This is a genomic window from Marinobacterium sp. xm-m-383 (genome assembly GCF_013283255.1).
Lineage (GTDB): Bacteria > Pseudomonadota > Gammaproteobacteria > Pseudomonadales > Balneatricaceae > Marinobacterium_E.
This window is the reverse complement of sequence record NZ_WBYT01000003.1, coordinates 340,028-364,046: the sequence shown is the minus strand read 5'-3', so window position 1 is coordinate 364,046 and position 24,019 is coordinate 340,028. Positions and strand designations below refer to the sequence as shown.

At 45.3% G+C, this 24,019-nt stretch carries 30 protein-coding genes; 20 read left to right on the top strand and 10 right to left on the bottom strand.

Annotated elements, in window-relative coordinates:
• The first annotated feature begins 143 nt into the window (after positions 1-143).
• From XMM383_RS07465 to XMM383_RS11790, 3 genes are all read left to right on the top strand, one after another.
• Positions 144-953 carry a hypothetical protein gene (locus XMM383_RS07465; RefSeq protein WP_173494790.1) on the top strand — a complete coding sequence of 270 codons (810 nt, stop codon included), beginning with the start codon at positions 144-146 and terminating at the stop codon, positions 951-953.
• A 96-nt stretch (positions 954-1,049) separates the two neighbouring features.
• On the top strand, positions 1,050-1,286 hold the full coding sequence (locus XMM383_RS07460) for a hypothetical protein (protein WP_173494789.1): 237 nt from the start codon (positions 1,050-1,052) through the stop codon (positions 1,284-1,286).
• Between the two features lie 175 nt (positions 1,287-1,461).
• Positions 1,462-1,590 carry a hypothetical protein gene (locus XMM383_RS11790; RefSeq protein ID WP_256368150.1) on the top strand — a complete coding sequence of 43 codons (129 nt, stop codon included), beginning with the start codon at positions 1,462-1,464 and terminating at the stop codon, positions 1,588-1,590.
• On the opposite strand, the gene XMM383_RS07455 is transcribed toward XMM383_RS11790, so the two are convergent.
• Entirely contained in the window at positions 1,564-2,457 is an 894-nt protein-coding gene (locus XMM383_RS07455) for a tyrosine-type recombinase/integrase (protein WP_173494788.1), read from the bottom strand. The two genes, XMM383_RS11790 and XMM383_RS07455, sit on opposite strands and share 27 nt — an antisense overlap.
• Positions 2,458-2,506: 49 nt before the next feature.
• Here XMM383_RS07455 and XMM383_RS07450 point away from each other — a divergent pair, with 49 nt between their 5' ends.
• Positions 2,507-2,743, top strand: coding sequence for a helix-turn-helix transcriptional regulator (locus tag XMM383_RS07450; protein ID WP_173494787.1), 237 nt, complete (start codon positions 2,507-2,509; stop codon positions 2,741-2,743).
• A gap of 115 nt (positions 2,744-2,858) precedes the next feature.
• On the opposite strand, the gene XMM383_RS07445 is transcribed toward XMM383_RS07450, so the two are convergent.
• The 5 genes from XMM383_RS07445 to XMM383_RS07425 all read right to left on the bottom strand — a co-directional run bounded on the left by XMM383_RS07445 (position 2,859) and on the right by XMM383_RS07425 (position 6,681).
• Positions 2,859-3,122 (bottom strand): Txe/YoeB family addiction module toxin, encoded by a 264-nt coding sequence (locus XMM383_RS07445; RefSeq protein WP_173494786.1) that lies wholly within the window; start codon positions 3,120-3,122, stop codon positions 2,859-2,861.
• Positions 3,115-3,369, bottom strand: coding sequence for a type II toxin-antitoxin system Phd/YefM family antitoxin (locus tag XMM383_RS07440; protein ID WP_173494785.1), 255 nt, complete (start codon positions 3,367-3,369; stop codon positions 3,115-3,117). The genes XMM383_RS07445 and XMM383_RS07440 overlap by 8 nt, the downstream gene beginning before the upstream one ends.
• A gap of 138 nt (positions 3,370-3,507) precedes the next feature.
• Positions 3,508-4,401 carry a hypothetical protein gene (locus XMM383_RS07435; protein ID WP_173494784.1) on the bottom strand — a complete coding sequence of 298 codons (894 nt, stop codon included), beginning with the start codon at positions 4,399-4,401 and terminating at the stop codon, positions 3,508-3,510.
• Positions 4,402-5,282: 881 nt separating this feature from the next.
• Positions 5,283-5,507, bottom strand: a complete 225-nt coding sequence (locus tag XMM383_RS07430) for an AbrB/MazE/SpoVT family DNA-binding domain-containing protein (RefSeq protein ID WP_173494783.1) — start codon at positions 5,505-5,507, stop codon at positions 5,283-5,285.
• Positions 5,508-5,538: 31 nt separating this feature from the next.
• On the bottom strand, positions 5,539-6,681 hold the full coding sequence (locus XMM383_RS07425; protein WP_173494782.1) for a Fic family protein: 1,143 nt from the start codon (positions 6,679-6,681) through the stop codon (positions 5,539-5,541).
• A gap of 245 nt (positions 6,682-6,926) precedes the next feature.
• On the opposite strand from XMM383_RS07425, the gene XMM383_RS07420 reads away from it, so the two are divergent.
• The 7 genes from XMM383_RS07420 (at position 6,927) to XMM383_RS07390 (ending at position 12,869) form a co-directional block, all read left to right on the top strand.
• A complete protein-coding gene (locus tag XMM383_RS07420) occupies positions 6,927-8,834 on the top strand; it encodes a nucleoside-diphosphate sugar epimerase/dehydratase (protein WP_217363603.1) in 1,908 nt (635 codons plus the stop codon).
• Between the two features lie 63 nt (positions 8,835-8,897).
• Positions 8,898-10,046: a Wzz/FepE/Etk N-terminal domain-containing protein gene (locus tag XMM383_RS07415; RefSeq protein WP_173494781.1), complete on the top strand. Its 1,149-nt coding sequence runs from the start codon at positions 8,898-8,900 to the stop codon at positions 10,044-10,046.
• 170 nt (positions 10,047-10,216) lie between these two features.
• A complete protein-coding gene (locus XMM383_RS07410) occupies positions 10,217-10,462 on the top strand; it encodes a type II toxin-antitoxin system CcdA family antitoxin (protein ID WP_173494780.1) in 246 nt (81 codons plus the stop codon).
• Positions 10,462-10,758 carry a CcdB family protein gene (locus XMM383_RS07405; protein ID WP_173494779.1) on the top strand — a complete coding sequence of 99 codons (297 nt, stop codon included), beginning with the start codon at positions 10,462-10,464 and terminating at the stop codon, positions 10,756-10,758. The genes XMM383_RS07410 and XMM383_RS07405 overlap by 1 nt, the downstream gene beginning before the upstream one ends.
• Before the next feature lie 4 nt (positions 10,759-10,762).
• Positions 10,763-12,061, top strand: a complete 1,299-nt coding sequence (locus XMM383_RS07400; protein WP_173494778.1) for an O-antigen ligase — start codon at positions 10,763-10,765, stop codon at positions 12,059-12,061.
• A 185-nt stretch (positions 12,062-12,246) separates the two neighbouring features.
• Positions 12,247-12,504, top strand: a complete 258-nt coding sequence (locus XMM383_RS07395) for an AbrB/MazE/SpoVT family DNA-binding domain-containing protein (RefSeq protein ID WP_173494777.1) — start codon at positions 12,247-12,249, stop codon at positions 12,502-12,504.
• Positions 12,504-12,869, top strand: a complete 366-nt coding sequence (locus XMM383_RS07390) for a type II toxin-antitoxin system PemK/MazF family toxin (RefSeq protein ID WP_173494776.1) — start codon at positions 12,504-12,506, stop codon at positions 12,867-12,869. The genes XMM383_RS07395 and XMM383_RS07390 overlap by 1 nt, the downstream gene beginning before the upstream one ends.
• Positions 12,870-12,933: 64 nt before the next feature.
• Here the strand turns inward: XMM383_RS07390 and XMM383_RS07385 are convergent, their stop codons facing one another.
• Positions 12,934-13,473 carry a cytochrome b gene (locus tag XMM383_RS07385; RefSeq protein ID WP_173494775.1) on the bottom strand — a complete coding sequence of 180 codons (540 nt, stop codon included), beginning with the start codon at positions 13,471-13,473 and terminating at the stop codon, positions 12,934-12,936.
• A gap of 137 nt (positions 13,474-13,610) precedes the next feature.
• On the opposite strand from XMM383_RS07385, the gene moaA reads away from it, so the two are divergent.
• The 3 genes from moaA to glp all read left to right on the top strand — a co-directional run bounded on the left by moaA (position 13,611) and on the right by glp (position 16,440).
• Positions 13,611-14,612, top strand: a complete 1,002-nt coding sequence (moaA, locus tag XMM383_RS07380; RefSeq protein ID WP_173494774.1) for a GTP 3',8-cyclase MoaA — start codon at positions 13,611-13,613, stop codon at positions 14,610-14,612.
• Between the two features lie 77 nt (positions 14,613-14,689).
• Complete coding sequence (gene moaB / locus XMM383_RS07375) at positions 14,690-15,235, top strand: molybdenum cofactor biosynthesis protein B (protein ID WP_173494773.1); 546 nt, start codon at positions 14,690-14,692, stop codon at positions 15,233-15,235.
• A complete protein-coding gene (gene glp / locus XMM383_RS07370) occupies positions 15,235-16,440 on the top strand; it encodes a gephyrin-like molybdotransferase Glp (protein WP_173494772.1) in 1,206 nt (401 codons plus the stop codon). The genes moaB and glp overlap by 1 nt, the downstream gene beginning before the upstream one ends.
• 70 nt (positions 16,441-16,510) lie before the next feature.
• On the opposite strand, the gene XMM383_RS07365 is transcribed toward glp, so the two are convergent.
• The 3 genes from XMM383_RS07365 to fusA all read right to left on the bottom strand — a co-directional run bounded on the left by XMM383_RS07365 (position 16,511) and on the right by fusA (position 19,310).
• A complete protein-coding gene (locus XMM383_RS07365; RefSeq protein ID WP_173480303.1) occupies positions 16,511-16,774 on the bottom strand; it encodes a type II toxin-antitoxin system RelE/ParE family toxin in 264 nt (87 codons plus the stop codon).
• Positions 16,771-17,031: a type II toxin-antitoxin system Phd/YefM family antitoxin gene (locus XMM383_RS07360; protein WP_173480304.1), complete on the bottom strand. Its 261-nt coding sequence runs from the start codon at positions 17,029-17,031 to the stop codon at positions 16,771-16,773. The genes XMM383_RS07365 and XMM383_RS07360 overlap by 4 nt, the downstream gene beginning before the upstream one ends.
• 194 nt (positions 17,032-17,225) lie before the next feature.
• Positions 17,226-19,310, bottom strand: coding sequence for an elongation factor G (fusA, locus tag XMM383_RS07355; RefSeq protein WP_173480305.1), 2,085 nt, complete (start codon positions 19,308-19,310; stop codon positions 17,226-17,228).
• A 294-nt stretch (positions 19,311-19,604) separates the two neighbouring features.
• On the opposite strand from fusA, the gene tuf reads away from it, so the two are divergent.
• The 6 genes from tuf (at position 19,605) to rplB (ending at position 24,009) form a co-directional block, all read left to right on the top strand.
• A complete protein-coding gene (gene tuf, locus XMM383_RS07350) occupies positions 19,605-20,828 on the top strand; it encodes an elongation factor Tu (protein ID WP_173494771.1) in 1,224 nt (407 codons plus the stop codon).
• A gap of 359 nt (positions 20,829-21,187) precedes the next feature.
• A complete protein-coding gene (rpsJ, locus tag XMM383_RS07345; protein ID WP_173480307.1) occupies positions 21,188-21,499 on the top strand; it encodes a 30S ribosomal protein S10 in 312 nt (103 codons plus the stop codon).
• Positions 21,500-21,615: 116 nt separating this feature from the next.
• Positions 21,616-22,254: a 50S ribosomal protein L3 gene (gene rplC / locus XMM383_RS07340; RefSeq protein WP_173480308.1), complete on the top strand. Its 639-nt coding sequence runs from the start codon at positions 21,616-21,618 to the stop codon at positions 22,252-22,254.
• Positions 22,255-22,265: 11 nt separating this feature from the next.
• On the top strand, positions 22,266-22,871 hold the full coding sequence (rplD, locus tag XMM383_RS07335; RefSeq protein ID WP_173494770.1) for a 50S ribosomal protein L4: 606 nt from the start codon (positions 22,266-22,268) through the stop codon (positions 22,869-22,871).
• Positions 22,868-23,167: a 50S ribosomal protein L23 gene (rplW, locus tag XMM383_RS07330; protein WP_173480310.1), complete on the top strand. Its 300-nt coding sequence runs from the start codon at positions 22,868-22,870 to the stop codon at positions 23,165-23,167. The genes rplD and rplW overlap by 4 nt, the downstream gene beginning before the upstream one ends.
• 14 nt (positions 23,168-23,181) lie before the next feature.
• Positions 23,182-24,009: a 50S ribosomal protein L2 gene (rplB, locus tag XMM383_RS07325; protein ID WP_173480311.1), complete on the top strand. Its 828-nt coding sequence runs from the start codon at positions 23,182-23,184 to the stop codon at positions 24,007-24,009.
• Positions 24,010-24,019 lie beyond the last annotated feature (10 nt).

Genomic DNA, 24,019 nt, shown 5'->3' with positions numbered 1-24,019 from the left:
TTCCGTGACCTGTTTAGTCGCTTCGATTTTGAACTCTTCGGTGTAACGTTTTGCACTCATTGGTGATCACCTCTTGTTAGGCGTTATTGTAACGCTAACAGGTGTCTACAATACTAGGGCCTTGCCAGGTCTTTGATCAAGGGATGAATCCAGCAGTACCCTGGACTTCATATTGGACACCCTTACGCTATGTTCTTCTAGTAAAACTGGCAATGCTTTTTGATGAAGATCTATTGAAAGAAGCGTGGGCTGCTCGAATAAACTTGAATACAGAGCAAGCAAATGAGTCTTTATCGAATATATGCCTTGAGCTAAGAAAAAGAGTCGTAACTATTCCCGATGAGCGTTCACGTCAAGTCATGGGGGATGCACTAAGCTGGGCAGCAGAGAACCCTAATGAGATTGACTACAACATTAAAAATAAAAAGGCCCTTTTGAAAATAACCCCAAATTTAATAGGTTTTCAATCTGTGATGCATGGTATTGCTTCACGCTTAATTAAAAATGGGAAAAGCGCTTCCAAAATTGTCGTTGACCAACAATCCCAATTTAACAAGGCTCAGAAAAAACTATCTGACTTTTATGCGGCTAATAAGAACGTACCGCTAGTATATGGACCTGGGCTACCTGATATAGATTTTAGCGGGATGCCAGAGGTTCCTATTTCATGTACAGCTGGTACTGATAGCACTGGCCTTGAGCTTGTTGACATCTACCTGTGGGTTTTCAAACGATTTATGGATAACAAAGAACTGGCCCCAGAGCTTGTTACCCTCATAAAGAGCCAGCTTCACAGAGGTCATGCTGATGAAATATCGATAAATGCTATTTCAAGTCGATGGAATAAATGGTTCGAGGAGTTGCCTGAGGTTATAGATGAGCAAATTGAAAAAGGTCGAGAAATAATGAAGATGGACGAAAACAGGAGACTACAGGCTATAAATAATACTTAACAAGTCAATCAACTTCGGGCCTGCGGTGCTGGACGCGCAAAAAGCACGCGCCGGTTATTGAGGCGTTAAGCATAAATAGAAAACGGAGAGAATCGAATGAGTGTAAGCGAAAAATTCAATCATGACGGCAATGAGTTTGAAATAAGAAACGAGACAATTATCGACCGTCATTGTGTAAAGGTTTTTCTCAACGGTGATATTGTCAGTCCAACCTACTCTGTTGATTTTGAGACTCATGCTGACTACTTTGCTCAACATCAAGCAAACGTAATTGACAACCTAAAGGCCATTGCTAAATCTGACATAGAGCAAGGCTTGTATTTCAAAGCATAGCAAAGCCTGCCAGAGGGGCCAAAACCGCCCTTACCTCTTTTTTAGGTCCCTTCTGGCTATGATGCGATCTATTGAGGTGGGACTAAATGAAATAAAATAAAAAGGACATCATATATTTGATACCTCTTTCAATCTGAACTAGGTTTGGGTAGCTATCATCAATCCGGTGTTTGAAATGGCTGACTTAGTTTCGTTAGATGATATCGTTACCAATAAAGACAAAGCATTGATGCTCGCTCAACGAGAAGTGAGTGTTTTAGTTCATGACTCTGTTCTACTAAGGTTGCTCTTCAAATACTTCTAAATCACTTCCTACCCAGCTAGCTAAATACTTAAGTGCCGTTGATTTAGATGACCATCCGCCTCGCAGCATTATCTTCTCTAAAGGTACTCCTCTTTCTAATAGATCTAGCGCTGATCCAACTCTGAAGGAGTGTCCGCTGAAGTGGGGTAGGTGACGGAGTCGAGATCGGTATTGCAGATCCACTAGGATGTTTGTTATTGCGGCAGCAGATAGTGGGCCATTAACAGCTCCATTTTTTCGGATGCTTCTTAGAATCACTCCTTTGCTTATATCGATTCGCTTTTGCCATTTTGTAATTAGATTGGCCAATTTTTCAGATATGGGTATCAATCTCCCATTTCCAAGTTGATCGGTTTTTGATTGGCGTAGAAGCAATGCGTATTTGTTGTTAGGCATTTTCTTAAGGTCTTCGAATCGGAACTGGCAGATCTCGCTCCGTCTACGCATACTCTCGTAACCTAGTTGAAGCAGAACTTTGTTACGTAAACCGATTACCGAGTTGTCGCACTTCTTCATCATTTTATCTAAGTACTCGCGGGTTAGTGGGGATGCTTGTTTTTGTGCTCTCCCAATTTTTCGGTGCATGCGTTTTAGCGCTAATAGAACTTCCGGATCGCGAGTTGGGTTTGGGTTGCGAGATAGGTGGAAGATAGAGCTTAGTGAGTTAAGGCGTCTGCGGATTGTGGCGCTTTTGTAGTTTTCGGTGATCTCTTCTACGTATAAAGCTAGATTGTCTGCGGTTGCCGGTATAGGTTTGAAGTTATGCGAGTTGCACCATTTTTCGTAGTGGTTAAAGTCCGCACGGTAAGCGCGGATCGTATTTTCCGCGAAAGCTCCGTCGAATGATGCTAGTATTTTGTTGATCATAGGGGAATGCCTCTATATGTCTCTTTTAAGGTCAATATAGTCTCTAATAGTGATAAGTTCAAGTCAAATTCGTGCTGCGCGTGCACTTCTTGGGTGGAGCGGTGAAGAGCTAGCTGCTAAATGTGACGTCAGTCTGAAGACGCTTCGTCGTTATGAGCCACAAGAAGGCATTCCTACGGGTAGCACAGCTACGCTACTGCGAATCAAATCAGTGTTTGAAGAAGCCGGTGTACAGTTCCTTGGGGATCCTTTGGTGAATCCTGGGGTCATGTTGCATTTGAAGTGAGGTCGCTGTTTCCAGCAAAGCTGGAATTAGCTCCTACAATTTTCGCTTTGCCTTTGGCTAGCTCTTACTTTAGATCGGGTGTTTTCGTAGCATTAGGGGTTTTGAAAAAATTAACTCAGTAGTGGTAACGACACGAGATGATTGTTACGGCATCGTCATCAATTGCGTAAACAAGCCTATTCGTATCATCAATTCGACGGGACCAAAGGCCCGATAAATTTTCCTTTAAGGGCTCTGGTTTGCCTATGCCCTCAAATGGAGAGCGCTTTACATCATTGATGAGTTTATTAATGCGTTTGAGTGTTTTTCTGTCTTGGGTTTGCCAATGCAGATAGTCGCTCCATGCTTCATCAGTCCACGAAAGCAGGCGACTACTCATCAATGACTTCTCGTGCTGTGGCCTTACCAGCACGGTACTGTGCAATTGAGCGGTTTAAGTGCGCTGCATTGTTTGGTGATCGAAGTAAATGGACCGTTTCCATGAGGCTGTTGTAGTAATCTAAAGACATAACGACTGCGTCTTCTGAGTCTCGGCGTGTAATAACGGTTGTATCAGCATCGTTGACTACGCTGTCCAAAACGGCTTTTAAGCCATTTCTTGCTTCTGTAAAAGATACAATTCTCATAAAAGGCCTCTTCATGTGCATTCAATGGTACAAATATATAGGCTATCGATTTACTTGTACAGTAAGTTGAACAGGTATCTTTTTCAATCCCTTGCGCTTTTATTAAGATCGTTTCAGCAATAATCGCTTCGCCTTTGGCTAGCTCTTACTTTGTTGGCGTTCTTTTCTGAAACGACGCTCCTGAAGTTCTAAAAGCTCACCAATACATTTTGAAAGCAGGTTCTCTGCCGAAGTTCTTTCTCGATGAATGCGAGCTGCTTCTTTATCCGGTGGTGTTGCGGTGGAGACAATTAAGTCTATATGTAGCTGAAAGCCCTGAACCATGGATTTTATACCTCTGTAATAAGTGAGCTCCTCTTGTTTCATTTCAAGGTATCTGATGATTGAATTTGCGGGGATGGACTTTGCGTCTTTAATCAGAGCTTCTCTTTTGTCGTTTTCTTCTGGATCGGTAACTAGTTCCGCAATACCAGGAATGAAATTTGGCCCCTTTATATAGTTATCTAAATACTTATGAACAGCGCAGTGCCTTTCCATACATTCATGCAACACATGTTCGAATGTGGCCGGCATACATGACTGAAATCTCTTAATTGTTTTCATCTGACTTATTGAATGAAATGTGATTTCAATATGTATGTCTTTGTCATCCATGCCAGGTGCAGGTTCATATATCCCCGCCATTTCTGCAGCAAAGTCACTAATCATTCGTGCGTGTCTTTCTTTATCAAACCGAAGGCCGTCAAGATAAAGCTCCGGATCATTCGCTCGAAGTTGGGCTAAAAGATACATTTCAGCTTCAATTCGCTGAATTCGTTCAAGTCTTACTTTACAGTTTGCAATGCGCTCTATTTCAAACCGTTCTAAAGTGCCAACAGGACTATGCTCCTTTGTTAGATCGGTTACCAATTCACTATAGCGTGATGCCTCGCTTTCATTGATCCAGTTCTTTGCTGTCAATCCATGCTTAAACGAGTTTTTCTTAGAAACTGATTTGCCCTCAAGTGTTTTTGGGCCGCCTTTTGCTGTCATAAGTCACCTGTGATTTGGTGGATATATAACCAGTATCCACAAGTTCGGTTTTTTGGCAAATGTCATTTATGCTTAACGTAAGTTGCTGAAACGCAATGTGTTTACACGTTTCTTTAGGCGGAAATTTGAGTTGGTTTTATTGAATGCTTCTTATTCGTATTTGTGAGCGTTTTTGCAAAACGAACTATGGGTCACCGCCTCTTCGAGGTGGTTCCTACAAGAGGCTTTTATAGAGTTGGAAAACTACCGTTTTTATAGAGTCGGAAAACTCGCTTTTACGGTTATCGAAAATTCATGTAATGCGGATGTCAGGCTGAAGGCCAGACACCAATATACGATGGTCTTTTATCGGGTACGAAAACTCCTCTTTTTACGGTTTCCGAAAACTAATTGATTGCGACTAGGAAGTGGGGTCAGACCGGAGGTCGGACCCCGTTTGGATGGGGTAGGGTGCGATAAGTTGCAGTTATAACCTAAGAATTTTCATTTGAAATGAGGGCTTTTGATTTACTGCACTCATTGGTGAGCAGCTGGTCAAATTTATGCGTACCGCTCTTACTTATGATATGTAGTAAGATTAGTGATCAAATGATTTTAGGAAGGTGTATCATAATGAACTCTGATCACAATGATATTCGTATAGACCTCATAACTAATGACTCGGATAAAGAACTACAGGCTGTTTTTGAGACGATCTCGGAAAAGGTTAAGCTGTCATTAGATAATGCTAGAAAAACCCATTTAAAGCGCATAAGACAAATCCGCGTAGACCATCGCTTGCGAAATTTATAAATTCGTTCTAAGTCTTGTTGTAAATAGATATTCTTTTTAACACATATTGCTTTTTCTGGCAGGTAGGTTATTGCGGTGAATACGATGCCTTACCACTCTCTATCTTTATCTCGTGGCGCAAAGGATTCTTTTGGGCTATTGGCAAGGAGTTCTTCTAAGTTCAACTCTTCTTCAATCGGTGTGAGGACAATGTTTTGTTCGACGATCGAGAGTTCAAATTTCGATCCAACGTGAAGACCCAGTGTTTTTACAATGGCTTTGGGAATGCTAATAATATTAGCCCTGCCTGACTGGCGTATTTCTTCGATAGTCATGATGTTTTCCCTCATTTCTATAGATCATTTTTTAGACGCGAACTAGTTCTAGCATTGGTTCAAAACTGTAAAGAGCAGACCTTCTTCCCGCTGCTGGTTCTAGCAATTTTAACAGTCCATGTTCTTGAAGAATTGGTCCAAATCTTGAAGCCGTTGCAGAAGGGATTCCGCTATTTTGAGTTAAACGACTATTTCTGAATACAGGGTTTGTAAACAAAAAATCCAGAATAGTTAGGGAGTGTTTTGACGAAAGCAGCTCTGATATGGGATTTTTTAAAGAGTCATAGAGGTTTTTAATATTTTCGGCAATGGTTAGATTTTGTTTGGCTTGCGCTTCTACTGCTTCGAGAAAAAAGTAGCACCAGCTATTCCAATCGTTGTTCTCAGAAACAGCCCTCATTGCATCAATATATCTATCCTTGTGAAGCTCAAAATAACCACTTATGTAGAAGTGCGGTGCAGATATTAGGCCTGATTTCCATAACATCAAAGTAATAAGCATTCGTCCTACACGCCCGTTACCATCTTCGAATGGGTGTAGTGCTTCAAACTCCAGGTGACTTATAGCCGTCTTTACAAGTTGCGGATGGTCTCCTACTTCAATGTAATTAAAAAGCATTTCAATACCTGAATTGAGAAGCTCAGGGCTGATAGGAACAAATAGAACGGTTCTTGTTCGTCTATCGGCGAGATAGTTTTGAGTCGTTTTATATTGTCCTGGATTTTTCTGCATACCTCTTCCGTAAGATAGTAACTGTTGGTGTGCAGATTTGATTAGTGCAGTTGATAAAGGGTAGCCGTTCTCCATGGCGGTTTGAGCTGACTTCATTGCACGTTGGTATAGAATTGTTTCAATGACCTCGGTTCTAGTATTGGATTGGTTGTTAGTTAAATTGTCAGCGTCAATGTCTGCTTCGTAGCGAAGGATTTCATCCATGGTTGAAATAGTGCCTTCCATCCTAGATGAGATTACGGCCTCTTGGTTGCGTAGAGGAGCTAGAAGAATTTCGCTGTTGTGTAATCCTTTCAGCATTTGATCGTATCTGGCTAGGGCATCAGTAGCTCTGAGCAAAGGCTCAACAAAAGATGTAAAATCCAGTGATGCTGGAGGGAACATGCCTAAGTGGTAATGCACAGCATTTGTGAAGTCTAATTCCAAGTTGGAAACGTTCATTTTGTTTCTCGGATTTGAAGTTATTTGATTGACAAGGGTGGTTGTGCTTACCTTACGATTAACAAAATGACTTGTCTATCAAAAATACAATAATTTGATATACAAATTGACATATACCTAACTACTCAATTTCTAATAGGAATTCTTTGTGTATCGGTCAATCTCATCTATAATTGGAGACTAGTATTTTGACTGGTCGTTTTATGCATTTTAAAAGCTCTGGTTTGCATCAAAAGTTTCTCAATATGCCCCGCTCGGTTAAACGGGTAATCTTGGTTGTGGCTGATGCTTTTGCATTAGTGTTTGCGCTTTGGTCTGCCTTTGCTTTGCGTCTCTCAGAGTGGTGGCCAGCGTCTCATTTGGTTGATGCGTGGACGTTGTTCCTGGTGACCCCCATTCTTGGTGTCGTTATCTTCACGAAGTTGGGTATGTATCGTGCGGTTTTGCGATATATGAATGTTAAGCTGCTTCAGTCTGTGGCGCTTGGCATATTTTTGCTTGTATTGGCTCTTTTTTCTTTAAACGTTGTTTTCGAAGTTTGGCAGGTGCCACGCTCAGTACCAATCATTTTTGGTCTTTCAGCTTGGCTCTATTTAGGTGGTAGTCGTCTTGTTCTTCGTAGTTACTATCATTGGTTGTCGGGCAAGGTCTCTAGTCGTCATGTGGCAATTATCTATGGTGCTGGGAGTGCTGGTGCACAGCTGGCGCTCTCTTTACAAGCAGGGGGCGAGGTTAAGCCGATTGCCTTTGTTGATGATGAACGTAAATTACAAAAAAACATTGTCTGTGGATTGCGTGTCTACTCACCAAGCGAATTAGAGAAGCTGGTTGAACGTCACGGTGTCGATAGCATTATGCTGGCGATGCTCAATGTGACGGCTGCACAGCGTCGTTTGATACTGGAACGCTTGTCTAAACTATCTGTCAACATTTTGACCATGCCAACCATGGGTGAGCTGATCTCTGGTAAAGCGGTTGATGATCTGCGCGAAATCGAGATTGAAGATCTATTGGGTCGTGATCAAGTCGCGCCTGATCAGGCACTTATCTTAAAAAGTATTGAAGGCAAATCAGTTTGTATTACCGGTGCTGGTGGGTCGATTGGTTCGGAACTTGCTCGCCAAGCTGTCACTTACGGTGCTGCTAAAGTGGTTCTCTATGAGCAATCTGAGTATGCGCTTTATGCTATCGAGGCAGAGCTTTCATTATTGATCCGTAATGTGAATCCAGAGTGCCAGTTACTTCCAATTCTTGGCTCGGTTTTGGATGAAGATCGTGTTACACAAGTTCTGAAGCAATACAGTGTTCAAACGGTATACCACGCTGCAGCCTACAAACATGTTCCTTTGGTTGAACACAACGTTCTGCAAGGTGTACAGAATAACGCTTTAGGTACGGCTGTTGTGGCATCAGTTGCTAAAAAGCTAAATATAGAACGCTTTATACTGATCTCTACCGATAAAGCGGTAAGGCCAACCAATGTTATGGGCGCAACCAAACGTCTGGCAGAGATCGTGGTTCAGCGCTTAGCCGCTGAGAATAATAGCAATACCATATTCTCAATGGTTCGCTTTGGTAATGTGTTAGGCTCTTCCGGCTCAGTTGTTCCACTTTTTAAGAAGCAAATAGAACAGGGCGGTCCTATTACTGTGACCCACCCAGAGATCAATCGCTTCTTCATGACCATACCCGAAGCGGCATCCTTGGTCATTCAAGCGGGAAGCATGGCGAAAGGTGGTGATGTCTTTGTGTTGGACATGGGCGAGCCGGTGAAGATTGCCGATTTGGCTAAACAGATGATTCGATTGAGTGGTCGCACAGTTAGAGATACCTCAAACCCAACGGGTGATATCGAAGTTGTTTTCTCCGGTTTGCGTCCCGGTGAAAAGCTCTATGAAGAGTTGCTGATCGGTAATAATGCCTCAGGCACAGAGCACCCTAAGATTTTGACCGCCGATGAAGATTTTGCTTCTCGGAAAGAGCTGGATCGAGTGCTTAATGGTATTCGCACATCAATCGAAACAAATGACAGTCAAACGGCACGTGAGCTTTTGATCGATATTGTGAAAGACTTCGCACCTTCAAGCTCAAACGTCGATCTGCTGCAAACCGATACATCTAAGCAGACAAACAATGTCATAAAACTCGGTTAGAGTTGTTACACTAGCTACTAAATCAATATCCTCCTATTTAAAAACCCCTTTAAGGAATTCAGGATGTCAGAAGAGTTAAAGCCTACTTACCAAGATGATGAGATTGATCTTGTTGAGCTGTTGCAAACTATTTGGGATGGTAAGTGGTTAATTGCGACATTTTCAGCGATTGCGGTCGTGTTTGGTGGTGCTTTTGCTTATTCAAAACCTTCTGTTTTTGAGGCTCAAACACAAATAAAAGAAGTTACTTCTGTTCAGGGTGATAAGTATTTAGCTTTGAATTCTCTTATAGTGGCTGATAATGCGTTCTTTGCGATTACTCCAGAAAGTCTTCTTGATCTGTTCATTGAAAATTTAGAAGAGCGTACCTTATTTGAGGACTCAATTCGTAAAAATGAGCTTCTCAAGCGTTCTGAATTTGAGTCTGATAAAGACTATGGTAATGCAATAGTGGAGCTGGCAGCGTCAATTGAGTTGCTTCCACCAATCAATGAAGATGGTACCGATAAAGGTGAGTCTCGCCGTTACTGGAGCATTAACTTTGAGGGTGAAAATTCACAAAAGTGGTTAGCTGTATTGGATGATGTAACTCAATCTGCTACCAATAGTGTTCAGCAGAACTTAGTTGATCGTTTTGAAAATACTTTGCTAATTGCTAAGCAAAGCAAGCGTTTCAAACTTGAGGATCTGGAAACATCGATTACCAATGCGACTTCTGATTACACTCGAAAAACTTCTGATCGTTTAGCGTTTCTGCGTGAACAAGCGGCTATTGCTCGCAAACTCGGTGTTGCCAAAAATACTTTAGAAGCACAAACTTTTATGGCGAATACCGGCGTTGTAGCCAATGTTAAGTCAGATACACCTTTCTACCTTCGCGGATATGAGGCGATAGAGAAAGAAATTGAATTGATTGAGTCGCGTGAGGATGTCAGTGCATTTGTCGATGGATTATTAAAGCTTGAACAGGAGAAGCGTTCCCTTGAGCAAGATCGAACTCTAGACCGGGCTAAAGCCCTTTTAGAATCTACGCCTATTAAATCTGCAGAACCATTTATTGCTGCGGAGTTTGATGTCTACGCTACTGATATCGAAAGTAAGAGTAAGCGTTCTTTAATTGTTGCCCTAGCGCTGGTGCTTGGTGGCATGGTTGGTGTCGTTTATGTGTTGATTCGTTCGGCTGTGAGGAATCGTAACGCGAAATTAGCGTAACTTCTTTGTCGGGGTTTGCCCTTAGGGCAATTCCCTCCTACCAAAAATTAAGCGGCTGATTATGGCCGCTTTTTTGTGTTCGATAATCGCTGCTTATTCGGTATTAGTTTTAAGTTGCATGTATAAATATATGCGCATATAGTTTACACATACTTTTTGTGGAGGTATTTATGCATTCTGAGGCGCGAAATTCTAGTTCTCGGCGGCCCACTAATCTCTCTATCGATTCTGAGTTACTTGCTCTGGCAAAAACTTTGGACGTGAATATTTCTCGCTCAGCTGAGGTTGGCATAAAAGAGGCTGTTTCAAAGAAACTACGAGAACAGTGGCTTCAAGAAAACAAAGAAGCTTTAATCTCTTCGAACCGATTCGTAGAAGAAAATGGTTTGCCTCTGCAGAAATATAGGTCTTTTTAATGGCTAGGTTTGATGTTTATCGTCTAGTTGAGGGTGGGCTGGTTGTGGATTTACAAGCTGATCTATTAAGCGATCTCGCTACCCGTGTTGTTGCCCCACTTTTGCCTCTGGATGGCTCTCTGAAACCAGCCTCGAATTTGAATCCTATTTTTGACGTTGACGGTGAAAAGTATATGTTGGGGATTCAGTTTTTGGCAGCTATTCCGAACCGCGAACTGCAAAATTACATCTGTTCTCTATCGACTGAGGAGCAGATAATGCTCAAATCAATCGATATGCTGTTTTCAGGATTTTAATTAAATGCGACCTTCTGCTATCAGTTTTTTGAAAAGTAACGATCTAACCATTTTACTCAGCCTCTATTTTTTACTTTTACCTATCGGCAAAACACTTTGGTATCCCTTGTTTGTTATGGCGATTATTGGTGGATGCATTTTATTTCAGGAGCTAAAAAGTGGGTATCTCACGTCTGGGACTAAATGGCTTCTTTTAGGTGGCTCATTTGTATGGGTGCCAGCCATTTTCTCACTTATCAATAGTGTCGATTTGGGACGCACTTTCCAGTTTGTTGGAACTTATCCACTTTTCTTTTCAGCGGGTTACTTTATCTACAAACGTTTATCTGCCGGAGTCAGTGTAATACCGGCTGTATATGTTATTTCTTGCATTGTCGTTTTTTGGGGAGCGTTGGCAATTTGGCAGTACGTGGACCCTCAAAACCCATTTGGCCCTGGTGGTAGTCATAACCAAGGTATTCATACTCGTGACAACCCATTTGTAGATGGTGGCTTGATGATGGGAGTGATTCTAGGTTCGTTATTCTCGTTCCTGGTTTTTGCATTGTGGGCTCGAGGTTCAAACCTAGTGGCTATTGTCTTTGGTTTGTTCATTATTGGCTTGGTTTATATCAGTGGGACTCGCTCTGCTTGGTTATCTGTTCTGGTTACTCTAGCTGCAGTCCCTGTGGTTGCCATTCTAAGAGGCTTTAAACCCTCTATAAAAACCTATCTGGTCTCTATGTTGCTTTTGGTAACTGTTGCTTTTGCAGGGGCCTTTGCCTACCAGCAGCCCGGTCTTCAAGTAAAACTCAACCAAACGTTGACGGTCTTTAAACAACCTACAGCTGAAGGACTTGATCGAACGCTGAGTGGTCGTATGACTATTTGGACTGATGCAGTCAATCTTGGCATCGAGAATCCTTTGGTTGGAACGGGTGTAAATAATTTTCGTTTTGCGCAGCCATTGGTTGCCCCTTTAAATAGTCGATGGGTTCGTGATTACAGTGAGCAATCTAATGTGCATGATTTAAAAGGTGCCTCGCACACTCATCAAATGTTTCTAGAAGCTTGGTCTGGAGCTGGATTCTTGGGTGTTTTGGGTTTATTGCTATTTTTTGTTTGGTTGACCAGAACATCAATCCAAGTAGGTAAAACAGGATCATTGTTAGCCGCTGGTGCCCTCGTTGCTCTGTGGGCGGGCTTCTTCCCCTTAAATACTCATAACAACTTCTATGGCGGTTGGATGAGCGCTTGGTTCTGGGTTTGGATGGGGATTAGTGCTGGTTTGATTTTTAGGAATAGTGGAACTCGAGTGGGTTAGTTGTGTATTTCACGGTAAGAGTAAATTTTCGCGACCAACTTTTAGTAGAACGCTCCAACATTAAGCGGCTCATGGTGGCCGCTTTTTTGTTTATGAAAACGACGCCTTATCATGCGTATATACAAAGTTGACACAGGTGATTCGTGTGTTACTGTATATACATTGAATAAACTGTAGGCGTTAATATGGAATCTCAAATCAATAAATGGGGTAATAGTGCAGCTATAAGAATCCCATCTACTTTTATGTCCGACTTAGGGCTTTCGATAAATTCAGCCATCAACATTGAAGTGTCTGAGGGGCGAATTGTTATTGAGCCCAAAAGGAAGGGTAAAAACTTAAAGTTGCCTTTTACTGAAGAGTCCTTGCTTGAAGGGTTAGATACATACTCTGCTCATGCGGATGAGCTGGCTTCGCCAATGACTTCGGAATTGTGCGAGTAATGTCTAATTCTTACGTTCCTTCTCGTGGTGACATAATTTGGTTAGATTTTGAACCTGTTAAGGGTAAAGAGATCGGTGAGTATCGTCCCGCTCTAGTCCTATCATCTAAAGCATACAATCAACAAACAGGCCTGCTTATTTGCTGTCCTGTAAGTACAAGCATCCGTGGTGCTTCTACTGAAGTACCAGTCAACAATTTAGACCAGCCATCTGTAGTTGCTTCGAGTTTAGTCCAAACTCTCTCCTGGAAGCAGCGCAAAGCTCAGTTTATTATTCAGTCAGAGATTCAAGTTGTTGAGCAGGTTTTGCTGCGACTTCTTCCTTTAATGGGTGCTGATAAAGTGTTGGAGCAATACCTGGATTAGTTTTGCTCCAGCCTTTATTTACTTACCAAGATCTTTGGAGTTTATGCAGCCCTTTGGCGTTAGGCTAAACCCTTCTCCCAAAAATGCGGGCCATGGTGCCGTCTTTTGCAAACAGCATATGTTTGAAGCTGGCAGCGACGTGCAGGAAGAAGGCGAGCATCAGTAGTTTGCTGCCGAGGCCGTGTCCGATGTGGCCGAGCTTTTCTAACCATTCGATCTCTGTGTTGCTGCGTGCGATCACTTCCATTCCAAAGATAATTACGGCGTGACCTTCGCCAACCTGCATCAGTACACCAGAGATAGGCATGAACAGTGTCGCTGCAATCAGGAAGCTCATGACGATGATGGAGATCTTCTTCTGCCTCGGTGGGACATCACTCAGTGACTCTGGGAATCCGTTTTTCACACGAACCATTAAGCGCCATACGGCAAAACCAAATACAACGGCGCCGGCCGTCATGTGGAGTTTCAGTAGGTCGAACTTCTCTGGGCTGCGCTCCATCTCTTCTAGTGTCAGGCCAATGATCATTGAGCCGATCATCAGTAGGGCGACTATCCAGTGCAGCGCAACGCTGGTGTGGCTCAGTTTTGCTTTGGTATCCATGGGAGGTCCTTTTTAAGGGAGTTAAATTAGAATGATCTAATAATAGGCTGTTAACTGATCAAAAGCATTGATCTAGAGCGTAAAGTTTCGCAAAGAATTGCTAAAAAACTGTTACACGAGTCGTTATACTTGAGCCCATGAATACACCTTTGAAACTGATCGATAAGTTTGGTCGCCACATCGACTATGTGCGCATCTCGGTGACGGATCGTTGTGACTTCCGTTGCGTCTACTGCATGGCCGAGGAGATGACCTTTCTTCCGCGCGAGCAGGTGCTGACTCTGGAAGAGATCTATGAGGTGGGCGCTGAGTTTGTGCGTCTGGGTGTCAATAAGCTGCGTTTGACTGGCGGTGAGCCATTGGTACGTCGTGATATTTTGACGCTGATCCGCAAGTTGGGTGAGTTGGACATTGAGTTGGTATTAACGACTAATGGCTCGCAACTACCGACCATGGCGAACGATCTAGTTGAAGCCGGTGTAAAGCGCATCAACGTCTCTTTGGATACGCTGAAGGCGGATCGTTTTAAAGAGCTGACGCGCAAGGATAAGTTTGATCAGGTCATTGCCGGTATCGATGCCGCCTGTGCTGCAGGGTTTAAACGCGTTAAGTTAAATGCGGTGATCTTAAAAGGCCGTAATGATGATGAAGTGGTCGATCTGGTCAATTTTGCGCGTGATCGTGACATGGACATCAGTTTTATCGAGGAGATGCCCTTAGGTGCTATTACTGAGCATGATCGCGAAGAGGCCTACTGCTCTAGCGATGATGTGCGTCAGTTAATTGAGCAAGTCTACCCACTGGAGAAGACGCAAGAGCAGACTGCGGGCCCTTCTACCTACTACCGCATGGTGGATTCGAATACGCGCATCGGTTTTATCTCGCCGCACTCGCATAACTTCTGTTCGGAATGTAATCGTGTGCGTGTCACTGTTGAAGGGCGTTTGTTGCTCTGTTTGGGTAACGAACACTCTATGGATCTGCGTGATCTGTTGCGCTCAGAAGCGGATCCTGAATTACGTGCTGCTAAGCTAGAACAGGCGATCATCAACTCTATGGATCTTAAGCCTGAAAAACACCACTTCGATCTAGCGAACGAACCGCAAATACTCCGTTTTATGAATGCCACCGGTGGTTGATGCGCATCAGTGCGTCTGCCGGTAAAGTTCGTAATAATATCCCTTAAATTAACCCTCTGTATGAGCTTGGAGAGACAATGAGCAGTAACGGTAAAGAGTTTGTCAGTCTGAATATTGCAGTATTGACCGTATCAGACACTCGTAACGAGTCGAATGACACCTCGGGTGACTTTCTAGCGAATGCAGCCGTTGAGGCGGGACATAGCCTGATCGATCGCGCACTGTTACCCGATGATGTCTATCTATTGCGTGCACAGGTTTCACACTGGATTGCGGATCCTGAAGTGCAGGTTGTATTAAGTACCGGTGGTACCGGTTTTGCGATGCGCGATTCAACTCCTGAAGCACTTAAGGTGCTATTCGATAAAGAGGTCGAAGGCTTTGGTGAGATGTTCCGTAAGGTCTCTTGGGATGAGATCGGTACCTCGACGATTCAGTCACGCGTCTTTGCTGGTCTGGCTAACGGAACGTTAATCGTCTGTATGCCGGGTTCGACCGGTGCCTGTCGTACAGGCTGGGGCATCATTGAGTCACAACTTGATAACCGTCACCGCCCTTGTAACTTCGTAGCGTTGCTTGAGCAGGTAAAAGAGCAGCGTCTTGCTATTGAGGCAGCAGAGTAATGTCGGCAATGAAGCCGTTGATTCCACTGGATGATGCGCGCCAAGCGCTGTTTGATCAGCTCTCTGTTATTGCAGAGGTAGAGACTCTCGCTCTGAATGATGCAGCTGGCCGAATTTTAGCGGAATCGGTGGTTGCTTCGATCAATGTGCCGCCTAGAGCGAACTCTGCGATGGATGGCTATGCACTGGCCGCCAAAGATGCGATCGCGGGTGCCGAGCTGGCTATTTCACAACGCATTCCTGCTGGCGCAGTCACTACGCCATTAGACAGTGGGACCGCGGCCAGAATCTTTACCGGTGCCGAGCTTCCCGATGGTGCGGATTGTGTGGTGATGCAGGAGAACACCGAGCTCTGTGACAAGGGCGTGCGTATTCTGCAAACGGCCAAAGCGGCCGAAAATGTTCGAGCGGCCGGTTTGGATATTACGGCCGGTGAGGTGATTGTAGAGGCGGGTTCGCGACTTACAGCACCGGCTCTAGGTATCTGTGCCTCAACCGGTATTACACATGTAAAGGTCTTTAAGCCCCTAACAGTCGCACTGTTGTCGACGGGTGATGAGCTTGTAGAGCCCGGTGTTGCTCTGCAACCTGGGCAGATCTATAACTCCAATCGTCCCATGTTGGTTGAGCTGCTCCGACAAGCGGGTTTTGAGGTGGTGGATATGGGGCAGGTGGCTGATAATCATCAAGCGACACGCGATGCATTGATTACAGCTTCAGAACAGGCGGATGCGATTCTGACTATGGGCGGTGTCTCAGTAGGTGAAGAGGATCACGTTAAGAATGCGATCGATGAGTTGGGTTCCCTTAACTTGTGGCGTATTCGAATTCGTCCGGGTAAGCCCTTTGCCGCGGGTCGGGTAGGGCAGACCCCTATTTTTGGTCTGCCGGGAAACCCCATGTCAGCCTTGGTGACCTTCTCGCTGCTGGCGCGTCCTTGCTTGATGTATCTTCAGGGGGCGGAGTACAAGCAGGCGTTGCGCATTCCGGTTGAAACGTCTGTGGTTCGAGCTGCACAGTCTCGCGATGAGTATATGCGTGTTGAGCTGCATGCCGGTGTCGCTCACCGTCTGGTGAATCAGAGTTCAGGCGTTCTATCCTCAGCGTTGAATGCGGATGGTTTGCTGCATTTACCAGCGGATGTTGAGATTAAAGCGGGTGAGCGTTACGACTTTATTCCGTTTTGTTCGTTATTGACGAGTTAACTTATCGCTTCATCTGCGATAAAGCTCCAACACTCAGCGCCAGTTGGAGCGGTCTTAAAAAGGCCGCGATCTAATCACCATAGTGTGTCTTAGCCCGAATAATAATCACCACACAGCGCCCATCTTCGATTCGATAGACAATTCTGTCCTGAAAGGTGAGTCTTACCGAGTAATAACCGGCTAAGTCGCCTAGCAGTGCTTTTCCTGATAACGGATCCACTGCAATCTTGTTCCTTAGTATATCTTTGAGTTTCTCTTTCAGCTTCGGTGATAGTTTCTTAATGTCTTTTTGGGCTTGTTTGGTTAGTTCTATGTCGTAACGTCTGTCGGTCACAATGACTCACCGAAAACATTATCAAAGCTGTCCGTCTTGCCGCTGTTGGCCTCTTCAACAGCCTCTTTAAACGCCTTGGCAAAACCCTCTTGTGATAGGAGGTGGAGGGTTTCTTGTAGGCTTTCATACTCTTCAGACGACATGATTACGGACTTGCCGTTTTTATGTTGAACCTCAACGATTTCATGCTGTTGATTGGTTCGTTTAATGATGTCGAAGAAAGATTTGCGTGCTTCGGTTGCGTTTAGAGTAATCATAACACCCTCCATTCGTGTACCATATAGTGTACCACTTGGTGATGGTGATGCAATTAGCTTATCGCTTCATCTGCGATAAAGCTCCAACACTCAGCGCTTGTTGGAGTGGTCTTAAAAAGGCCGCGATTAATTGAAAAGTGGGCATTAAAAAACCCCGGCATCTTGCGATGGCGGGGTTTTTTGCGTTGGGCGAATTACTTGTTCGCTTTACGCTCTTTCGCTTCAGCGATAACAGTCTCTGCTACGTTAGCTGGACACTGTGAGTAGTGGCTGAACTCCATAGAGAACTGACCACGACCCGATGTCATAGTACGTAGGTGACCGATGTAGCCGAACATCTCAGATAGAGGTACGTCTGCTTTGATACGAACGCCAGTTACGCCAGCTTCCTGGTCTTTGATCATGCCGCGACGACGGTTAAGGTCACCGATAACATCACCAACGTGATCTTCAGGAGTGAAGACGTCAACTTTCATCACAGGCTCAAGAAGCTGTGGACCCGCTTTTGGCATAGATTGACGGAAGCCGCCTTTCGCTGCGATTTCGAATGCGATAGCAGAAGAGTCGACTGCGTGGAAGCCACCGTCGAACAGTTCGATTTCAACGTCCACAACCGGGAAGCCTGCAACTGTACCTTCTTGCATCATAGACGCGAAGCCTTTCTCAACAGCTGGCCAGAATTCCTTAGGAACGTTACCACCAACAACTGAAGAGCTGAATGTGAAACCAGAACCTGGCTCACCTGGCTTCATGCGGTAGTCGATCTTACCGAACTGACCTGAACCACCCGACTGTTTCTTGTGCGTGTAGCTATCTTCAACTGGGATAGTGATCGACTCACGGTAAGCAACCTGTGGTTTACCTACGTTTAGCTCAACGCCGTATGTACGCTTAAGGATGTCGACTTTAACGTCTAGGTGAAGCTCACCCATGCCTTTAAGGATGGTTTCGCCTGAATCTTCGTCAGTTTCAACGCGGAATGATGGATCTTCTGCAACCATCTTACCGATTGCGATACCCATTTTCTCAGAGCCGCCTTTATCTTTAGGTGCAACAGCGATCGAGATTACTGGCTCTGGGAAGACCATGGCTTCAAGAGTACATGGGTGCTTCTGATCACATAGAGTGTGACCAGTCTGTACGTTCTTCATACCAACGATCGCGATGATGTCACCCGCCGTTGCAGAAGATAGTTCGTTACGCTCGTCTGCGTGCATCTCAACCATACGGCCGATACGCTCAGTCTTACCTGTTGCAGAGTTAAGGATTGTGTCACCTTTGTTCAGTACGCCAGAGTAGATACGTACGAAGGTTAGAGCACCGAAGCGGTCATCCATGATCTTGAATGCTAGCGCACGTAGAGGCTCGTCTGGTGATACGATCGCTTTCTCGCCAGTTGCGTTACCTTCTTCGTCTGTTAGATCCTGTGGATCAACTTCAGTTGGGCTTGGTAGGTAGTCAACCACTGCGTCTAGTACTAGCTGAACACCCTTGTTCTTGAATGCAGAACCACAGAATGTTGGGAAGAAGTCTAGAGCGATAGTACCTTTACGGATACAGCGCTTGATGTCTTCGATAGATGGCATTTCGCCTTCCATGTAAGCCATCATTAGATCGTCGTCTTGTTCAACCGCTGTTTCGATTAGTTGCTCGTGGTACATCTCCACGTCGTCAACCATGTCAGCAGGAACGTCTTGGATTTCGTAGTTTTCTGGCTGGCCAGAATCATCCCATACGTAAGCTTTCTTAGTCAGAACGTCTACAACACCCACGAACTGATCTTCAGTACCGATAGGAAGAGTACATACAAGTGGGTTAGCACCTAGTACGTTTTTGATCTGGTCTACAACGCGGTAGAAGTCAGCACCCATACGGTCAAGTTTGTTGACGAAGATAACACGTGCAACTTCTGACTCGTTCGCGTAGCGCCAGTTAGTTTCAGACTGAGGTTCTACACCGCCTGAACCACAGAATACACCAACACCACCATCAAGTACTTTAAGAGAACGGTAAACTTCTACAGTGAAGTCAACGTGCCCAGGAGTATCGATGATGTTGAAACGGTGGTCCTTCCAGAAACAGGTCGTTGCTGCAGACTGGATAGTAATACCACGCTCCTGCTCCTGTTCCATGAAGTCGGTAGTAGCAGCACCTTCGTGTACTTCACCAGTTTTGTGGATCTTACCTGTTAGTTTCAGGATACGCTCAGTAGTTGTGGTTTTACCCGCATCAACGTGGGCGAAGATGCCTATATTTCGGTATTTGTTTAGATCAGTCATGTTCTCACTCGAATTCATGGACGTTTTAAAAAGTCGCGAGATTATACGCTTGTATAAGCCTCGATGGAATAGCTGATCGAAATGTAACCAAAAAGATGTGACATATATATGTATAAGTAAAAACGAACAGGCTTATTATTTGCCTTAAACCGGTTGGAGAGATCTTTTTTAAAGAAAATTGATCACATTGCTTGACTATATAGGCAATGACGTTAAAATTTCGCGCCCAGTAGGATTGCTAACTCGAATTGGCAGTCTTCTTATTTTTTTAAACCTAACACAGGAATTAAGCTCGTGGCTAAGCAAGCATTTGAACGTTCCAAGCCCCACGTTAACGTTGGTACTATCGGCCACGTTGACCACGGTAAAACAACTCTAACTGCAGCACTTACTCGTGTATGTGCAGAAGTTTTCGGTGGTGAAGCTGTCGCATTCGACGGTATCGATAAAGCTCCTGAAGAGCGTGAGCGTGGCATCACGATCAACACTTCTCACGTTGAGTACGATTCAAACATCCGTCACTACGCGCACGTTGACTGCCCAGGGCACGCCGACTACGTTAAGAACATGATCACTGGTGCTGCACAGATGGACGGCGCTATCCTAGTTTGTGGTGCGACTGATGGTCCAATGCCACAGACTCGTGAGCACATCCTTCTTTCTCGCCAGGTTGGCGTACCTTACATCGTAGTATTCCTAAACAAAGCTGACCTTCTTGCTGAAGACTGTGGCGGCGTTGGTACTGAAGAATACGACGAGATGCTAGAGCTAGTTCAAATGGAAATCGTTGAACTTCTAGACACTTACGACTTCCCAGGTGATGACACTCCAATCATCGCTGGTTCTGCTCTAATGGCTCTAAACGGTCAGGACGACAACGAACTAGGTACTACTGCGGTTAAGAAACTAGTTGAAGCACTAGACTCTTACATCCCAGAACCACAGCGTCTAGTAGACATGCCATTCCTAATGCCAATCGAGGACGTATTCTCGATCTCTGGTCGTGGTACTGTAGTAACTGGTCGTATCGAGCGTGGTATCATCAAAGTTGGTGAAGAGATCGATATCGTTGGTATCCGTGAGTCTTCTAAGACTACTTGTACTGGTGTTGAGATGTTCCGTAAGCTTCTTGACGAAGGTCGTGCAGGCGAGAACTGTGGTATCCTTCTTCGTGGTACTAAGCGTGACGAAGTTGAGCGTGGTCAGGTTCTATGTGCTCCTGGTACTACAACTCCTCACACTCAGTTCGAAGGTGAAGTATACGTACTAAACAAAGATGAAGGTGGTCGTCACACTCCATTCTTCAAAGGCTACCGTCCACAGTTCTACTTCCGTACAACTGACATCACTGGTGCTGTAGAGCTTCCAGAAGGTGTTGAAATGGTAATGCCTGGTGATAACGTTAAGATGAACGTTACACTAATCAACCCAATCGCTATGGATGAAGGTCTACGTTTCGCAGTTCGCGAAGGTGGCCGTACTGTAGGTGCAGGTGTTGTATCTAAGATCATCGCTTAATTGCTGATAATCTTCTAAAAGAAACCCGCTCTCGAGCGGGTTTTTTTGTGTCCACGGTTTGGGGTTGGGTGGTTGCTGGTAAAGCGGGTGACAGGCTGAAGCCAGTCACCGTAACTGAGAAAGGTGCGCGCTAGTAAGGCGGGTGACAGGCTGAAGGCCGGTCGCCGATACTGCGTAGGTGGTTAGGTGCTCCGGTGACTGGCTTTCAGCCTGTCATCCGCTGTCTAATTACGCACCAATCATTTGGCAAATCTTTAGTTGACCTACAGCCCAAAACTCAAGTAGAATTTGCGTCCCTTCATTTGAGGGGAGGTCGGCTATTGCCGTTTATTTAATATTTTAGGAAATGCGTGATCAAAATGCAGAACCAAAAAATCAGAATCCGCTTGAAGGCTTTTGACCATCGTCTGATCGATACTTCGGCTCAGGAGATCGTTGAAACTGCAAAGCGTACTGGTGCTCAGGTCCGTGGTCCGATCCCACTTCCTACTCGCAAAGAGCGTTACACCGTATTGGTCTCTCCGCACGTCAACAAAGACGCGCGTGATCAGTACGAAATTCGTACGCACAAGCGTGTTCTAGACATCGTTGAGCCAACTGAAAAAACAGTTGATGCTCTAATGAAGCTAGATCTCGCAGCGGGTGTAGAAGTGCAGATCAGCCTAGGCTAATAGCACGCGCAGATTTATTAATTTTTTATTAATGAAGCGCTATTTGTGGAATACCCCTGAAAAGGGTAGCCGTAGTGGGTAACAGCCCCGTACACAACTGGCAAGAGGTATATAAAATGTCATTAGGACTTATCGGACGTAAAGCGGGCATGACCCGTGTCTTCACTGAAGACGGCGTGTCCGTGCCAGTCACCGTCATCGAGGTGGAACCGAACCGAGTGACTTGCGTTAAAACTGTCGAAACTGACGGTTACGCTGCTGTACAAGTGACTACTGGTACTAAGAAGGCTAACCGCCTTTCTAAACCAGAAGCTGGTCATTTTGCTAAAGCAGGCGTTGAAGCAGGTGCAGGTTTGTGGGAGTTTCGCGCGAAGGGTGATGAGGAAATCAACGTAGGTGATGCACTTACTGTTGAGCGCTTCCAAGCAGGCGAAAAAGTAGATGTAACTGGTCAATCTAAGGGTAAGGGCTTCCAGGGTGGCGTTAAGCGTCACAACTTCCGTACTCAGGATATGACTCACGGTAACTCACTTTCTCACCGTGCTCCGGGTTCAATTGGTCAGTGCCAAACTCCGGGTCGCGTTTTTAAAGGTAAAAAGATGGCTGGGCACATGGGTGCAGAGCGTTCTACCGTACAGAGCCTTGAGGTTGTACGCGTAGATGCTGAGCGCGGCCTGCTGCTAATCAAGGGTGCCGTACCTGGTGCTCCTGGTGGTGACGTCATCGTTAAACCAGCTGTTAAAGCGCGCGGCTAAGGGAGATTGTCATGAATTTGAATCTAACTGGTGCCAAGGGTTCGGTTGAAGTAGCCGATACTGCGTTTGGCAAAGAGTTTAATGAAGCTCTAGTACACCAGGTTGTCACTGCTTACATGGCAGGCGCACGTCAGGGTACTAAAGCTCAGAAAAACCGTTCAGCTGTAGCTGGTGGTGGTGCTAAGCCATTCCGTCAAAAAGGTACAGGTCGTGCTCGTCAGGGTACTACTCGTTCTCCTATCTGGCGTACTGGTGGCGTAACATTCGCTGCTACTCCACGTGACCACTCTCAGAAAGTTAACAAGAAGATGTACCGCGCTGCGATGCGTTCTATCTTGTCTGAGTTGGTCCGCCAAGAGCGTCTAGTTGTTGTTGAAGACTTCGCTGTCGAAGCTCCAAAAACTAAGCAGTTCTTAGCAAAAATGAAAGAGTTAGACCTAAGCAACGCTTTGGTTATCACTGAAGAGGTTGATCTAAACCTATTCCTTGCTGCTCGTAACGTGCCACACGTTGACGTACGTGATGCAGCAGGTATCGATCCAGTGAGCCTAATCGGTTTCGATAAAGTGGTTGTGACTGTCCCAGCTCTTAAGAAGATCGAGGAGGTGTTTGCATGAACCCGGAACGCATCTACAAAGTGCTACTCGGACCACACATCTCTGAGAAAGCAACGATCGTAGCGGAAGATACTCAACAAGTGGTATTCCGTGTCGCTAACGATGCAACTAAGCCTGAAATCAAGGCTGCTGTTGAACAGCTGTTCAACGTGACTGTTGCAAACGTGAACGTGCTTAATGCGAAAGGTAAAACGAAGCGTACTATGCGTGGCATGGGTAAGCGCAACGATGTTCGCAAAGCATACGTTCGTCTAGCTGACGGTTCAGAAATCGATTTTCTGGCTGCTGGCGAATAAGGAGGGGTTAAGAAATGGCAACTGTTAAAGCTAAGCCAACCTCTGCAGGACGTCGTCACGTCGTTTCTGTTAAAGGCCAAAACCTTCACAAAGGTAAGCCTTTTGCAGCGTTGGTTGAAAAGAAATCTAAGTCTGGTGGTCGTAACCACAATGGTCGCATCACTACGCGTCACATTGGTGGTGGTCACAAGCAGGCTTACCGTGTAATCGACTTCCGTCGCAACAAAGATGGCATTCCTGCTGTCGTTGAGCGTCTGGAATATGATCCAAACCGTTCTGCGAACATCGCTCTGTTGAAGTACGCAGATGGTGAGCGTCGCTACATCATCGCTCCTAAGGGCGTTGAAGCAGGTGCTGCTCTGATGTCTGGCGAACAGGCTGACTTTAAACCAGGTAACTGTATGCCTTTGCGCAACGTACCTGTAGGTTCGACTGTTCACTGTGTTGAATTGAAGCCTGGTAAGGGTGCACAGATGGCTCGCTCTGCGGGTACATCAGCTCAGCTAGTTGCTCGTGAAGGTCAGTACGCGACTCTACGTCTACGTTCTGGCGAAATGCGCAAAGTGTTGTCTGAGTGTCGTGCGACTCTTGGTGAAGTAGGTAATGGTGAACATAGCCTACGTCGCTTGGGTAAAGCTGGTGCTACGCGCTGGCGTGGTGTTCGTCCTACCGTCCGCGGTGTGGCGATGAACCCAGTCGATCACCCACACGGTGGTGGTGAAGGTCGTACATCAGGTGGTCGTCACCCAGTGACTCCATGGGGTGTTCCGACTAAGGGCCACAAGACCCGTAAGAACAAGCGTACTGATAAGCTTATCGTACGTCGTCGTCAGGCTAAGTAAGAGGAATCAG